This window comes from Variovorax glucosi, assembly GCF_051216695.1.
In the GTDB taxonomy this organism is placed as follows: Bacteria; Pseudomonadota; Gammaproteobacteria; order Burkholderiales; family Burkholderiaceae_C; genus Variovorax.
The window spans coordinates 1-2,169 of sequence record NZ_JBPJZE010000012.1; the positions used below are offsets into that span (position 1 = coordinate 1).

Annotated in this window: 3 protein-coding genes; all 3 read right to left on the reverse strand. The window is 65.3% G+C overall.

Translation table 11 applies throughout. The features are described from left to right. Positions 1-1,135: IS66 family transposase (gene tnpC / locus ACSFA3_RS22215; protein WP_435507673.1), on the reverse strand; the 1,135-nt coding region annotated here is incomplete at its 3' end. Positions 1,136-1,205: 70 nt separating this feature from the next. Then, positions 1,206-1,553 carry an IS66 family insertion sequence element accessory protein TnpB gene (tnpB, locus tag ACSFA3_RS22220; RefSeq protein WP_124962304.1) on the reverse strand — a complete coding sequence of 116 codons (348 nt, stop codon included), beginning with the start codon at positions 1,551-1,553 and terminating at the stop codon, positions 1,206-1,208. Beyond that, complete coding sequence (tnpA, locus tag ACSFA3_RS22225) at positions 1,550-1,957, reverse strand: IS66-like element accessory protein TnpA (RefSeq protein WP_435462993.1); 408 nt, start codon at positions 1,955-1,957, stop codon at positions 1,550-1,552. Before tnpA ends, tnpB begins: the two co-directional genes overlap by 4 nt. Between the last annotated feature and the right edge of the window lie 212 nt (positions 1,958-2,169).

Here is a 2,169-nt window from a genome sequence, read left to right on the forward strand (position 1 = left end):
CGGCCTCCACACCGAAGACCTTGCCGATGCGCTGTAGCGCTTGGTGTGCCAGCGTTCCGGCCAGCTTGTGCTGGCGCTCGTGAATGTCCCACAGCTTGCGTCGCGCATGGCTCCAACAGCCAGCTTCGATCACCCGGCCATCTTCGTATAACGGGTGGTACCCGGCGAAGGCATCGGCTTGCAGGACGCCTTTGAAGTGCCTCAGGTGGCGCACGGGGTGTTCGCCCTTGCGGTTCGCCGAGTACTGGAACCACACCGCCGGCGGCGCTGTGTCGCCGCTGGGCCGGTCATCCCTCACATACACCCACAGGCGGCCTGTTCGAGCCTTGGCGCCTGCGCCGCCGAGCACGCGGATCGGTGTGTCGTCGCCGTGGATCTTGTCGGCGGTCAACACGTAGCGGCCGATGGCGTCGGCCAGCGGGCTCAGCAGACGTGCCGCCTGCGCCACCCAGTCGGCCAGGGTCGAGCGCTGCAGTTCGACGCCTTCACGGCCGTAGATCTGGCACAACCGGTAAAGAGGCGTGTGGTCGCAATACTTGCTCACCAGCACATGTGCGAGCAGGCCGGTGCCGGCCATGCAGCGATCGATGGGACGACTCGGCGCTGACGCCTGCGTGATCGTGCTGCAGCTCGCGCAAGCGAGCTTGGGGCGAACGTGGCGCACGACATGGAAGCTGCCCGGCTCGTAGTCGAGTACCTCCGAGACGTCCTGGCCGATCTCGCGAAGGCCGCGGCCGCAAGCCTCGCAGCTGCAACCGCTGTGCGGCGTGTGCACCACGGTGCGCCGTGGCAGATGATCTGGCAAGTCGCGCACGCCAGTGCGATGTCGCGCCTGACGCTTCCTGCGGGCCTGCTCGATGGACGTGACGTTGGAATGGTGCTCGTCGTCTTCGGCGCCGGCGCCCTCGGCCCGGCTCGCCAGTGTCAATGTCGGTTGCGCGAGCTGGCCGCCCACGAGTTCAAGCTGGGCATGCTCGAGCTGCTCGCTGGAGCGGCCGTACTTCATGCGACGCAAGTACGCCACCTCGACCTTGAGCTTCTCGACAGTGAGCAGAGCGATCTTCAATGCCTCTTGCGAGCGCTGCACTTCGCCGCTGAGCGCGGCGTTGGCGGCAAGCAGTTCCTGCGAGGTCATGGGCACGACTGTGCCGGCCGGAGCCCACCCCTACAACGGGAGTTGTCCTGTCAACTTGGTCGATGCTCCACTACGCCGCTGCGCGCGGCTGCCAGGTGCGCTCGGGTCGGCGCCAGTCGATGCCTTCGAGCAGCATCGACAGCTGTGCACCGCTCAGCGAGATTGAGCCCGACTCGGCCTGCGGCCAGATGAAGCGGCCACGCTCCAGACGTTTGGCCAGCAAACACATGCCATCGCCGTCACTCCACAGCAGCTTGACGAGATCGCCTCGGCGGCCACGGAAGACAAAGACATGGCCGGAGTACGGATCCTCGGTGAGTGCGGTCTGCACCTTCGCCGCCAGCGTGTCCATGCCGCAGCGCATGTCCGTCACGCCAGCAGCCAACCAGACGCGGGTGCCCGCGCGCGGGCCGATCATGCACTCTGGCGCAGCGCGCGCAGGACGCTGCACAGGCTGTCTTCGTCGACAGCGCCACGCAATCGCAATTGCGCGCCGGCGAACTCCAGCTCGATGACGCCGTTGCGCGCCGCCGGTCTCGACTGTGGGGGCGTGGGCCCGATTGAAGTGGCCATCGTCATGACCTCGGCGGGCGACGCGACCTTCACCGGCAACAACACAGCTGATTGCGTGCTGTCCGCTGAAGTCTCAGCGCGCCGGAACTCACGTCGCCAGGTGAACAGCAAGTTGGCGTTGATGCCATGCTCCCGCGCGATTGCTGATGCCGACGCTCCTGGCTGCAAGCTCAGCTCAACGAGCCTGGCCTTCAACGCCCGATCGTGATGGCGCCGACCCGGTTCTCCCTCACTCTTCATGATGTACATGCACTCCTGATGATGGGCACCTAATGCGGTGCCATTTATTCAGGTCACATGCTGTCGACTTCGTCCGGCTTCATCAAGACGGCCTTCGTCGGACTATTACCATTCAACTGGGAGTGGTCCACGAGGAGTACCAAGAGGCGTGTTAGCCCGCAGACGCTGCAGCTGCTTGCCGGCGACGCTTGATGACTAACACAACGGCCTTGGCGACATCT

Bases quoted from the DNA above. Each gene is read 5' to 3' on its own strand.
- tnpB (WP_124962304.1), bottom strand. From the start codon at position 1,553: ATGATCGGCCCGCGCGCGGGCACCCGCGTCTGGTTGGCTGCTGGCGTG.
- tnpA (WP_435462993.1), bottom strand. From the start codon at position 1,957: ATGTACATCATGAAGAGTGAGGGAGAACCGGGTCGGCGCCATCACGAT.